The organism is Microcoleus sp. B13-B6 (assembly GCF_036705405.1).
Taxonomy (GTDB): domain Bacteria; phylum Cyanobacteriota; class Cyanobacteriia; order Cyanobacteriales; family Microcoleaceae; genus Microcoleus.
In genome coordinates this window covers 1-11,092 of the sequence record NZ_JAUBUJ010000157.1, presented here as the reverse complement: position 1 = coordinate 11,092, position 11,092 = coordinate 1, and the positions used below count along the sequence as shown (strand labels likewise).

The following is an 11,092-nucleotide window of genomic DNA, read 5'->3' as shown; positions in this document are numbered from 1 at the left end:
CCAAAAAGGACGGGCGGGACGCCCATCCCACAATAACAATTAAAATTGTAAGTTATTTAATTCGCGATCCTTAGTCGTAAATTTTATTCCCGATCGCCAAACTTGCCGATCGAGTTTCATTTTTCTGTTTTCTGTTTTTTTCTACTGTGCCGAATTCCGGCGCGCAACGGCAAAAAAAACCGATCGAACCCAGCTAAATACTTAAATCATTTTATACCACCGATCGACCTTGTACAAATATCGGTTTTGCGTCCAACAGCCGCTGCTTTATCAGTTACGAAGCCTGTGGCGTATCGCTGACACTCGATGCTTGCGTGGCGGACTCGGCAGATCGATATCCGTAGAAATCTATCCGGTAGTCTACAATTTTGACACCCGTTTGCTCTTGGATTAGCTCGATCAAGTCGATCGGCAGTTCCACATGAACGTCGAGAATCTGAGCCGTATCAAGACAATTGACGTGAGAGTGAGAGTCGCTGACATTGCCGTACAAGCGTCCCTCCGAGCGTTCTATGCACTCAATAATCCCTGCTTTCGACAAAGCTTCTAGATTTTGATACACAGAAGTATGCCCGATCGAATGCGCTTGTTTGTTGAGGCGATCGTAAATTTCGCGAGCCGAGAGGTGTTCTTTTGCCTCCCACAAAAGTTCTAGAATAAATCGACGCTGGCGGCTCAAGCGCATTCCCATCGCCTGACAGCGGTTTAAAGCATCTTCTAATGAACTAATTGGTTTCACAGCTACCGCCTTATAAAGCCTGCTCGATTTTTTATTCTGGTACAATATTGCACGCCTACATATCCACTAATTCTAACGCAGGGTTGCCCAACAGTAGAAGGTAGAAGGCAAAAATATCGAGTGAGTGAATTTTTTCTAGTTGCTGCTCAACTCCGGCTGCCAGCACCCCCAGACAATTATCCCCCTCAGAAATATTGCTTTGATTCTATCTTCTACTGCCAAAACTCCTAGTTCGAGGATTTGATGGCGTTAACCAATAACTTGGCGATTTCCGAGAGTTGCTTTTTGTTGAAAGTTTTGAGCAAAAGCTTGACTACCGCCTTCGGTTCGGCTGGAAGTGCTACTTGCTTCGAGGCTGCTGCTGGGGCTGCTGGAACGGCTGGGGGGCTTGCCTCTGCTGGTTTTGGGCTTGCTGCCAAAAGTAGCAAATTTTTACTCGGAACGATCGTCTTGACTTTCCCCACTTGTACTAAATCGCCAGCTTCCTTGAGTTCTTTGATAATCAACGGAGCTAAGATTTTATAAGAGTTTTTGGGATTAACGATCGCAGCTCTAGCTGTTTTTACTAAATTTTGCCAAGTCTCAATTTTACCTCCCAACTTATAGAGGCGAACGCACACAGCCGTCAACTCAGAGCGACTAGCAGCCGATTCTTTCTGCTTGAACACCTGCAACATTTCTTTGAGTAAAGTCATGACTTCAACAGCAAAATTGGGCGGCACAGCGCCCGCTGTTGGAGCGGCGGGCGCACCAGACCCAGCAGCAACCGCCTGCACTTTGCCCGACGCCAATTTATCGAGGTGAGTTTCGAGTTGAGCAAAAACAGGCATCACCTGCTGCACAAGTTTTTCTCCCTCCTCATTCCTCAAGCCGAAAGGCCCCTCCAGTCGCCCCAGCAAGTCCTTAAGCGTATCAACTCCCTTTAAAAATAGGGATTCTGCCGTTTGGTCAACCTGCTTGACGGGCCCGTCCTTGAGCACCTTAAAACAATCTTCCAAGCGGTGAGCGGTTGTTTTAATACTATCTAAGCCAAGCATAGCCGCCCCTCCTTTCACGGAATGGGCGGCTCGAAACATCTCTTGGACGCTTTCGGGGTCTTTCATCGTGGACTTTAAATCCACTAAACCATTTTCTAGAGTATCGAGGTGCTCCTTAGCCTCCTCTATAAACAAACGCATAATTCGGTCTTGCTGATCTGACACGACAGTCCTCCTAACAATCTGTGCACCCTCCAGAAAGCACCCTCTTCGCGGGAGGAAACACGACTCCTGCCAAAAGTCGGAAGCTCCCATGCAAAACATTCTAGCCTGCCTCAGCTAGCAGACTCAAAATACGGGTGTGAGGGCAATCTTAGCTCTCAAACTGCTGCGGTGGAGATTGAGCCTAGAGTTCTGAGGGAGTATCTGGAGCGACTTCAATACCCATTCCTTGTTTCATCATCTGCTGAGTCGTAATCAAGTCGTTTAACTCCTTGACTTCGACGCCGATGTCTTGGCAAGCCTGTTTCAGTTCCCGCTCGAAGGTGTTGAGGTCGCTTCCGTAGCCGCAGAGCTTCGCGGCTGTGGCGATTCCTTGTTGGGCGTTAGCTTTGGCGCAGTCGATCAATTCAAGGCCTTTGAGGGGTTGGGAGGATGCCATAATTTCAAGCCACAATTTATCTTTTCTCCCACTCTACCTAGAACGTTGAGGTCGATCGATCTATCGAAAGGCATGAAAAATTCTGCCTGTGCTGCGTGTTGCCAATTCATAGTTACTTTTTGGGATTTCCTGCCAAGATAGCAGTAGTTGGGATTCTCTAACCCTTACTGTGCGTAAATTACACTAGATTACTGTGAAAAATGTTTCCCAATGTAAAATGCACTGGGTCTGGAGCGTCCGGCACCGCCTGTTTGTGTCTTTTCTCTTTGCTATGGCAGTTGCTGTGTTGCTGCCACCTGACTATCTCCCCTGACTCGGACGCTGTGCATTTGGAACGCGGGCGCCGTCAGTTTCCTGATTTTGACTTGGATGCTGATGCTGCAAGGCACTCCCGAATTGATGCGCCACCACGCTCAGCAGTTGGATGCTGGCCACTTAACAATCTTAAGTACGATCGTGGCAGCGGCTTGTGCTAGCTTGTTAGCCATCTTCTTTTTGCTGCGCGATCCCAAAGGCCTGTTGCCGAATTTGCTATTTCTGCACTTGGGGCTTTCTGTCCTAACAATTGTTGGGTCTTGGATGCAGGTACACACTATCTTCACGATGCACTATGCCCGCAGCTACTACAAAAACCGCAGCAAGCAGCACGGCAGTTACTTACAGGCGGAGGGTTTGGATTTTCCGGGCGACGAGGAAGCAGATTACAAAGATTTTTTATATTTCTCCTTTGGTATTGGCATGACTTGCCGGCGTTGCAGACGTGCAGAGCACTTCTCGTTCCACGAGGTATCTGGTCCTTTTTCACAGCGTGCTGTCGTTCTTTTTTAACACCGCTATTCTGGCTATGAGCGTCAATATTATTGCTGGATTGAGTTGAGAGGATTAAGTAGCAGTGGTATGATTTAGAGTATGATGCGGAAACTTTCATCCTAATAATAGTTAGGTGGTAATTGCTAAATTGAAGTAGTCCAACCATCGGGAAGCTCACTTACATCTTCTAGTAGGAAGTTTGCGTACACGAATATTCGGACATCATCGTAGAGATCGCTAAGAACACGTTTCCGGGCACCGGATTTGTCCCACGGTTGAAGATCGGAGTCTAGCTCACAGAAACCAACCCAGGGATGCCCCTCTGCCTGTAATTCTTCAGATTTAACTATCACAGCCGCCAAAACAGCTAAGTCATAGGGTTTAAGGGAGAGATCATCCATTGCACCGATAGATATTTGGCGCTCCAGCATTGGCTCTGAAAGCGGAAAGACGTTGAGACTAGGATGGTTCGCTAAGTCATTCAATCGTTCTGAAACTTTCGTCAGTTCATTTGCCACTAATCCATCAAATAGAGCAAATACCCGACGTGCTGCATCCGCATCCTCAGCGGTCACTCGACCTTCATCTGTTGCCCATCTCACAAATTTGCGTAAATCATCAGAGCGAGAGCGTGGGGAAAACCTTCGAGGTACGGTTTCACGTGCTTCTGTAAGGCATATTGCAGGCACATATAACTTAAACTCACCAGCCTGAGCACGTTGGAGCAACTGAATAGCCTGTGGACTTTGCAAGTGTGCTGGAGCAATAACATCCACTACCCAATTTGTTTCCACTAAAACTGCTTTGGGTTTCACTTTGCACTCTTACTCCATCTAGGGCCAGCAGCCCTCACTTCGCCAATTCGGAGAAGGCTGATTATTTGTTCGCCAAGTAGGTTTCTTAAGTCATTTGGGAAGTTGTCCATACTGGCAGTCAGCTTCAGTTTCTCAAGCCATCGCTGAACTCGCGATTCAAACTCACTCGCAGGGTTTCCCTTCCATTGCTCATCTGCAGGTGGTAGCAAAGAATCTGGAAGTTGCGCTTCACCAACTACATAAATTGACTCACCATTATACTTTTCTAAGGAGTCGCGGAGGAGAATCACACGCTCACCAGCTACGACAAGTCCAACTGAACAACCAATAGATGCCATAGTATGTTTAAGCTGTTCAATAGCACTTTTAGCGATACTGATGTGTTTGAATTTTACCTCAACAAGCATTAGATATTCGCCATCTTGACTGGTCACAATAATATCGGGATATTGGAATGTTTTTATCATCTTTCTTCCCCCTTGGAAACCCCCACCATATCTGTACCCAGATTGGTGGTGGGAGGAAAAGGGGGGCGGGGTCTAGGCAACATAAGCGTAGCCATCCTTTTTGTGAATGTGTATGCAGTATTTGTGACTAATTCCTTGAACTAGCCCATCGGTTGTTGAGATGTTGAAACTTCCAGTGGCACGAGTAGCTACTCGACCCACGTAAGTCCCAACCTTCTTCCCAGAGGTAACATTGGCTTTTACAATGTCACCTGTCTGAAAACCTTTGTGGAATTTGGTTCTAGAACAATAACGAACTGGAAAACCAAACTTGTCTGTGCGGCATTGCTGACGGGTTCCATGCCCTTTAGCGGCAATCAGTAAGGGCTTGACGACCTTTGTGATTAACCGTTCTGGAGTAGATGCTCCCACGCAAGCCGCGTCCCAGTAATGCGTCTTGTCTAAACCTCGAATCGTGCGGTTGTACTTTGTGCGACCCCCTGTGCCAACTTCAACAGGTAAGCCTGTTTTTTTAAGGTTTTCGTACAGATTCCATCGGGTCGCATTAACGGCTGCCGTATCAGCCAAGGGTTTTTTAGCTTGTGCCAAGATTCGTTTGAGCAAGTCAGGTTTACCTTTGAGAAAGTCTTTGATATCCTGATTACCCTTTTTCTGATTACAAGGGACACAGGCTAAACACAGGTTGCTGACTCGGTTTGAACCTCCTTTTGACCGAGGTTGAATATGTTCAATCTCAAGTCGGGTCTCTTTTACACCGCAGTAAGCACAAGTTCTGTTCAACTTGGAAAGAAGAAACTCACGAATTTCGTATCCGGCTAAAGTTCCTTGTTGATAACCAACCCCGCTAATTTCGGAGCTTTCCATCTGTTGTGTGTCAAATCTGACCAATTCTTGAGAAATGGCAGTAATTCGACACAGTGCAGATAGTCGTTTAACCCAAGTCAAAATATTAGCAACGCGACTGTTTAAAGAGGGTGGTAGCCAACCCTTTAGTCGAGTGCGGTTGAGAAAGCGTGGTTTGCGATATCGCGTCTTACGGTTACGGCGTGACCGTCGTAATTGACGGCGTGAAGTTAAAGCATCCCGAATTTGGAAGCCACGATGTTGTAGTTCAGCTATCCAAACAACTTCGCCTGTGGTATCGTTGACCAGCGCTATTCCAGTGGTCTTGGCACCCGGATCGATCTTTATTTGCAGTGGTTCAACTTGAGAATTTAACACCTCCTCTTTCAGTATTAGTGTGAAGGGATAGCTGCGAAGTACAGCAGCTTTCCCTTGAGCTAACAGCATTCTCGCTCTACCTGGATGAATAGGATTGAGAGGCTGTTTGTTGGTGTCCAGAACGAAAACTTTACTCACGAGTGAGTCTCCTTGCGGGTAATGTTAGCCTTGACAATGTTTTAGAAGTTTGTCGCGTCAACGACACTGACTTCGACCCGATATGTCTGTTTAATCGTTGACCACAGAGCTACAGACTGGCTTCGTATCCGTAGGTGTGATGGCTTCTAAAACGAAGTACACAAGGTACTTAGTCGGGTAAACTCTGGGCTTCTCTTAAAAGCCCCCGCTAGATTCGGTACTCCGAATTAGCGGCGGGTAGTTTACGGCATTATATCGCAGCGAATTTATTTGTTATGCAGTAAATTAACAATTGTCCTAGGCAAAGCCTAACAAAATTATAACTTGAGGGGATTCAAATTACCGCATTCAAATGTCAAGACACGGATAATCAATTGAGCTACCCAGTTGATGAGAATGTCAAGACACGGATAATCAATTGAGCTACCCAGTTGATGAGACAGAAATTTTCATGCTGATTCTCCCACTCGCATTCGATCGCCCTCCATTCCCCGACACTACAGCAAACGGGCGATCGCACGCCCCCCTTCTGCCAATCTCAAAATTTCCTGACATTTTTATTGCTAAAACGAAGTCATTACGAGTATGATTTAACAAGAAGCAAAACAGACCAACGCCATGAGGATCGAAGAAATACCCCTCAACCAGATTCGCCGCCCCCTGCCGCGAGTCAACGACCAAACCAAAGTCGCCGCCCTCATGGAATCCATCCGCGAGGTAGGTTTAAACGAACCCATCGACGTGCTAGAAGTAGATGGACAGTATTACGGATTTTCCGGCTGCCACCGCTACGAAGCTTGCCAGCGTCTCGGTTTAGAAACTATCCGCTGTAAAGTACGCCGAGCTCCCCGTGCCGTGTTGCAGATGCACCTAGCCTGAGCCTCTCAACAGAAATTCACGACAGGCAAAGATATTCGATCGACCATCACTAATAACAAGCTAAAAACCTATGACTACCAACAACCACAAACAACATCTTTACCCTACCCGCATCGATATGTCAGCAGCCACCCGCTCTCAAGTAGTCGGGCTGCTCAACGCCACGCTGGCAACGACTCTGGACTTAAAAACTCAAGTTAAGCAAGCTCACTGGAACGTTAAAGGCATGGACTTCTACCAGTTGCACTTGCTGTTTGACGAAATGGCAACAGAACTCGAAGAATACATCGATTTGGTTGCCGAACGGGTCACAGCTTTGGGCGGTTTGGCTGTAGGAACAGTCCGCACAGCAGCCGCAGATTCCATCCTGCCAGAGTTTCCTTTCGACATTTTAGACGGGAAAGAATATGTGACGGCTTTGGCCGATCGCTACGCGCCCTACGCCCAACACCTGCGAGTCGCCATCGGCAAAGCAGACGAACTCGGCGACGCCGATACAGCGGATCTCTACACCGAAATTTCGCGGACAATTGACAAGCGTTTGTGGTTCCTAGAAGCGCATTTGCAAGGTTCTGCGACAACTGCAACAGCCGCCCCCGAAAAAGTTGCCGTCAAATAGCCACAAAAACAGTTGTGGGGTGGGCGCCCGAGCCCGCCCCACAGATGTATTTCCTTAAGGCTCGTGACAGTTTACGATCGAGAATATGTCCATTTATTAATTTGGATGAGTTTTTCGTGACTGCCAATATTCCAGATTATGCTCTTCAACTGCAACGCCTGATGGAACAGGCGGGGCTTTCGAGCGATCGAGAACTCAGCCAAAAAGCAGGAGTTTCCGAGATCCAGCTAAGTCGCCTGCGTCGCGGTTTAGCTTTGCAAACCCGAGCCGACATCCTGCTCAAAATTAGTCAAGCTTTGCAAATTTCCTTACCCGAACTGCTCGCAACCTTGGCGCCAAACTATGTAGAGTTAGAAAAGGCACCACCGACAGCCCTAGAACAAGAATATCAGCGCCTGCAAGCTTCGATCGAACAGCAGCGAGAATCTTTGATGCAGGAATTCCAGCTATCTAGCGTGCAAATTTTAGAATCTTGGATGTTGCAGTGGCCGACGGCTGCGAGCAAAGCTCAGGAAAATCACAACTTGCGGGCTCAGAAACTACTGCCCTTGCTGCGGCCCGTCGAGCAGTTATTGGAGCATTGGGGAGTGGAGTCGATCGCCCCAGTCGGAGTCCAGATTCCCTACAACCCCCAAGAGCATCAGCTCATGGAAGGAACAGCCGAGCCCGGAGAACCCGTCAAAGTCCGCTACACAGGCTACAGACAAGGCGAAAAACTGCTCTACCGCGCCAAAGTTAGCCCAGTTTGATTAATACCAGAAGGCATTCGGCAGAACAAAGATTGTCCCTATCTCAAAATTCACTCCCGGCGAAGCGCTGCGACTGCGATCGGCGTTACGATCCGCGACGAACACCATCTTTTGCACTCAAAACTATTCTCCCGCTCTCAGGCTCTGGCGCTTTCCCACTCTCTTATTTGGATCGGAGTCCATCTCGCAGCTATACTAGCCTAGTCTGGCTAGAAATTCTGACATTCCCACCGCAAAATATGAGTCCTGTAGTTAAAATTATTCAGCCCTCTGGCATTTTAGACGGCACCAAGGCAAGTCAATTCCGCCAAGAGATTAGCGACCTAGTGGAAGCGGGAGCTGATGTGGTATTGATAGACTTCACTGATGTGACATTTATGGATAGTTCTGGTTTGGGCGCTTTAGTCTTGGCACTCAAAACAGTCCGGGCCGCTGGGAGTCAATTAGTTGTCTGTTCTATCAACGAGCAAATCCGCATCTTATTTGAACTCACCAGTATGGATCGAGTTTTCGAGATATTTCAGAACCGCGATGCTTTTAATAGCAAAATTCTCTCAACTAACTAAATCTTTGGGCTGCTGCCTTCTTGCTATTTGGTCGCAGATGCAATGCAAGAAGTCAGCTAGCCAAAGTTTACCTTGAGTAAAGACCAATCATCATCAAAAACTGCTTTAGCGTTCAACTTTTGAATGTAGTTCAAAACCAGCTCTAACTGGTCGGCACTTGCACCGTTGTAAGCTGCTAACAGGTCGATGAAAGGGTCAAGCCCCCAGATATTGCCGTCAGGTTGGTGGATCTCGTATACCCCGTCGCTAAAGATGTAGAGAGTGCTCAAATCCTCGACATCGCAGCAATTATCGACATAGGGGGCGTCGGGGAACATCCCGACCGGCATTCCGGGGGTTTTTAATCGCTGGATTTTAGCGGTGCTCGCAGGGGACTGGGAAATCAAGACGGCTGGTGGATGGCCGGCGCTGGCATAAACTAGCTGGCGAGAAATGCGGTTGTAAACGCCGTACCAGATGGTGAAATACTTGTCATTTTGGTAGCTCATCTGGAAGGTGGTGTTCAGGGCGCGCAAAACGTCGCTGGGTTTGTAGTAGTCTATGTTTGGGAGCGTGCGCGATCGCAGCAAATTCAGCACGGCCACCGAAGGCAGCGCCGCCCGCAAACCGTGACCGGCTACGTCTAGCAAGTAAATCGCCAAATAATCGGCATCTAGCCAGTTGTAGTCGAAGCAATCTCCCCCCAACTGCCGGGAGGGAATGAATTTTGCTTCGATGCTGATAGGTTCCGTCATCGGATCTGGCAGCAGCGATTGCACGTACTCGGCGGCCTCGGCTAACTCGGCTTCCAGACTTTGCTTGGCTATTTTCAAATCTCGGCTGAGTTGGTGCAGCCTCAATCCCGCGCGTACTCTCGCCTGTAACTCGTTGAGTTCGATCGGCTTGGAGATAAAATCGTCGGCACCTGCGTCGAGCCCTTTGACTCGATCGGCGATCGAACCCAAAGAAGTCAACAAAAAGAATTGTGTAGTTGACAGATCCGGATCTGCCTTAACTCGACGGCAGACATCGATGCCGGTCAAGCGCGGCATGATCCAATCGCAAATTATCAGGGCCGGACGCAATTTTTGCGCCTGGGCTACACCGTCTTCGCCATTGCTTGCTACTGTTACTTCGTAACCCTGTTTTTTCAGGGTTCTTCTCAGCAGTTCTTGAACAGCCGTATCATCGTCAATAACCAGAATTTGAAACATGGGCACTTAGGTACTACAAGTTTTTCAAGGTCTGGGGGTCATTTAAAATATATCCTGTCAGCGCCCTTGTCTGAGATTGAGTATAGTTGATTGACATCGCTTTCGAGGTAATTGCTTTTGAGGGCGGGTCGTTGAGTTCAATTTACGTTAAAATTTGATAGAAATTTGGCGCGATCGAACTTCACTCAGTTTATACTCAGAATATAAATTTTTATAGACTTTTATTTCCCACAGGCGCTGGTTGACATGAAAATGCTATTTATGGTATAGTGGCTAACCGATTAGTGGATTAGACATCGATCGACGGCCCACCAAAGCTAGTATCCTCAAACTACCATTCAATTTTGCCGCCGTTATACTTTGTCTCGTTGTATTTTATCTGGTTGTATTTTGTCTCGTTGTATTTTGCCCACGGGCCGATGAAGAACTTGTGTGGTGAGCGTGATTGAATTAAAGGGTTCCGAAAAGTTGCCGATGCTAAAAAAAGCGGATCTTCAAGTCAATACAGGTCTGAATGGATTAAGCTGGGTTTTGTCGTGGTTTGCACAATTGTACGACTCGCGAATTCCTACAAGTGTGTGGATCAGGTGTCAGTTGGCTTTGGCTGAGGGCTTTACGAATGCGGTGCGTCACGCCCACAAGGGCAAACCAGCGGATTTGCCTGTGGAGATTCAGGTGGCGGTATTCGCTGAATCTTTAGAGATTAAAATTTGGGACTCGGGCGATCCGTTTGATTTAGAGAAAAAAATCCAAGATATTTCGGAAAAAGTCGATGTTCACTCTCCGGGCGGGCGGGGCCTAAAATTGATCAAAGACATCGCAGACAGTATTAGTTACGAGAGAATGGCTGATGGACGGAACTGTTTGTCGATGGTCAAAAATTATTCGCCCTGTATCGACGCTCGAAAATAACACTAATATTTTTAGCGGGTAAGGGTTGAGGGTAGCCTCAACCCTTCCCTCAGAACCCAGGGTGACTCTTAAGCGGCTACGCAGCTTATGATCTTTTGATTTGACTGCTTCGCTAGATACTGGCAGTTCCCATAGCATCGGTATTTCCGGTTCTTCCGTACTTATTACCCTAAAATATTATGGCACTGCCGTCCGAAGCAGATTAACTCGCAAAGGAGGTAATCTCGGTGAGAGTCCCTATTGGCTTAGGATCGCGAATTAAATAACTTACAATTTTAATTGTTATTGTGGGATGGGCGTCCCGCCCGTCCAAAAAAGACGGGCGGGACGCCCATCCCACTTTCAA

The 11,092-nt window shown here is 47.6% G+C and carries 15 protein-coding genes; 7 read left to right on the top strand and 8 right to left on the bottom strand.

From position 1 onward, the window contains the following. Positions 1 to 274: 274 nt before the first annotated feature. The 3 genes from QUB35_RS36665 to QUB35_RS36655 form a co-directional block, all read right to left on the bottom strand. Complete coding sequence (locus QUB35_RS36665) at positions 275 to 739, bottom strand: Fur family transcriptional regulator (RefSeq protein WP_333147636.1); 465 nt, start codon at positions 737 to 739, stop codon at positions 275 to 277. A gap of 227 nt (positions 740 to 966) precedes the next feature. Next, positions 967 to 2,040 carry an Hpt domain-containing protein gene (locus QUB35_RS36660; RefSeq protein WP_333147634.1) on the bottom strand — a complete coding sequence of 358 codons (1,074 nt, stop codon included), beginning with the start codon at positions 2,038 to 2,040 and terminating at the stop codon, positions 967 to 969. An 82-nt stretch (positions 2,041 to 2,122) separates the two neighbouring features. Then, on the bottom strand, positions 2,123 to 2,377 hold the full coding sequence (locus QUB35_RS36655) for a hypothetical protein (protein WP_333147632.1): 255 nt from the start codon (positions 2,375 to 2,377) through the stop codon (positions 2,123 to 2,125). A 369-nt stretch (positions 2,378 to 2,746) separates the two neighbouring features. Here QUB35_RS36655 and QUB35_RS36650 point away from each other — a divergent pair, with 369 nt between their 5' ends. Together QUB35_RS36650 and QUB35_RS39330 are read left to right on the top strand one after the other, a co-directional pair. After that, positions 2,747 to 3,205 carry a DUF1345 domain-containing protein gene (locus QUB35_RS36650; protein WP_333147639.1) on the top strand — a complete coding sequence of 153 codons (459 nt, stop codon included), beginning with the start codon at positions 2,747 to 2,749 and terminating at the stop codon, positions 3,203 to 3,205. Then, complete coding sequence (locus QUB35_RS39330; RefSeq protein ID WP_445252015.1) at positions 3,168 to 3,254, top strand: hypothetical protein; 87 nt, start codon at positions 3,168 to 3,170, stop codon at positions 3,252 to 3,254. The genes QUB35_RS36650 and QUB35_RS39330 overlap by 38 nt, the downstream gene beginning before the upstream one ends. A gap of 76 nt (positions 3,255 to 3,330) precedes the next feature. Here QUB35_RS39330 and QUB35_RS36645 read toward each other — a convergent pair whose 3' ends face one another. From QUB35_RS36645 to QUB35_RS36630, 4 genes are all read right to left on the bottom strand, one after another. Continuing rightward, complete coding sequence (locus QUB35_RS36645) at positions 3,331 to 4,002, bottom strand: hypothetical protein (RefSeq protein WP_333147630.1); 672 nt, start codon at positions 4,000 to 4,002, stop codon at positions 3,331 to 3,333. Next, positions 3,999 to 4,469 carry a type I restriction enzyme HsdR N-terminal domain-containing protein gene (locus QUB35_RS36640; RefSeq protein WP_333147628.1) on the bottom strand — a complete coding sequence of 157 codons (471 nt, stop codon included), beginning with the start codon at positions 4,467 to 4,469 and terminating at the stop codon, positions 3,999 to 4,001. Before QUB35_RS36640 ends, QUB35_RS36645 begins: the two co-directional genes overlap by 4 nt. Before the next feature lie 72 nt (positions 4,470 to 4,541). Beyond that, on the bottom strand, positions 4,542 to 5,828 hold the full coding sequence (gene iscB, locus QUB35_RS36635) for an RNA-guided endonuclease IscB (protein WP_333147626.1): 1,287 nt from the start codon (positions 5,826 to 5,828) through the stop codon (positions 4,542 to 4,544). 423 nt (positions 5,829 to 6,251) lie between these two features. Continuing rightward, entirely contained in the window at positions 6,252 to 6,383 is a 132-nt protein-coding gene (locus QUB35_RS36630; protein WP_333147624.1) for a hypothetical protein, read from the bottom strand. 63 nt (positions 6,384 to 6,446) lie between these two features. Between QUB35_RS36630 and QUB35_RS36625 the strand changes: the two genes are divergently transcribed. From QUB35_RS36625 to QUB35_RS36610, 4 genes are all read left to right on the top strand, one after another. Then, positions 6,447 to 6,707: a ParB N-terminal domain-containing protein gene (locus QUB35_RS36625; RefSeq protein WP_190733544.1), complete on the top strand. Its 261-nt coding sequence runs from the start codon at positions 6,447 to 6,449 to the stop codon at positions 6,705 to 6,707. A 70-nt stretch (positions 6,708 to 6,777) separates the two neighbouring features. Then, complete coding sequence (dps, locus tag QUB35_RS36620) at positions 6,778 to 7,326, top strand: DNA starvation/stationary phase protection protein Dps (protein ID WP_333147622.1); 549 nt, start codon at positions 6,778 to 6,780, stop codon at positions 7,324 to 7,326. Between the two features lie 44 nt (positions 7,327 to 7,370). Then, positions 7,371 to 8,075, top strand: a complete 705-nt coding sequence (locus tag QUB35_RS36615) for a helix-turn-helix domain-containing protein (protein ID WP_333147620.1) — start codon at positions 7,371 to 7,373, stop codon at positions 8,073 to 8,075. A 239-nt stretch (positions 8,076 to 8,314) separates the two neighbouring features. Continuing rightward, positions 8,315 to 8,641 (top strand): STAS domain-containing protein, encoded by a 327-nt coding sequence (locus tag QUB35_RS36610; protein ID WP_333147638.1) that lies wholly within the window; start codon positions 8,315 to 8,317, stop codon positions 8,639 to 8,641. A gap of 56 nt (positions 8,642 to 8,697) precedes the next feature. Here the strand turns inward: QUB35_RS36610 and QUB35_RS36605 are convergent, their stop codons facing one another. Then, on the bottom strand, positions 8,698 to 9,834 hold the full coding sequence (locus tag QUB35_RS36605; protein ID WP_333147618.1) for a SpoIIE family protein phosphatase: 1,137 nt from the start codon (positions 9,832 to 9,834) through the stop codon (positions 8,698 to 8,700). A gap of 432 nt (positions 9,835 to 10,266) precedes the next feature. Between QUB35_RS36605 and QUB35_RS36600 the strand changes: the two genes are divergently transcribed. Next, on the top strand, positions 10,267 to 10,746 hold the full coding sequence (locus QUB35_RS36600) for an anti-sigma regulatory factor (protein ID WP_333300324.1): 480 nt from the start codon (positions 10,267 to 10,269) through the stop codon (positions 10,744 to 10,746). Positions 10,747 to 11,092: the final 346 nt, after the last annotated feature.